The organism is Exiguobacterium sp. HSB13, assembly GCF_056764755.1.
Genome location: NZ_JBUZOM010000057.1, coordinates 1 through 238, shown reverse-complemented (window position 1 = coordinate 238; position 238 = coordinate 1). Strand labels below are relative to the sequence as shown.

Annotated in this window: 1 rRNA gene; it reads left to right on the top strand. The window is 54.2% G+C overall.

The features are described 5' to 3' along the window. Positions 1-238, top strand: a 23S ribosomal RNA gene (locus ACZGCQ_RS17040); the annotation flags it as partial.

Here is a 238-nt window from a genome sequence, read left to right as displayed (position 1 = left end):
CCGCCGATCCACCGTTTGAACAATGGGGGGACGCAGGAGGATAGTGACGCATGCGGATGGAAGTGCATGTGCAAGTTTCAAGACCGTCTGATTGGCAAATCCGTCAGGCATCAAAGTCAAGGAACGATGCGGAGTCCCGTAGGGACGTAGGTCACGATTTCACACTGCCAAGAAAAGCCTCTAGTGAGGGGGAAGGCGCCAGTACCGTAAACCGACACAGGTAGGCGAGATGAGAATT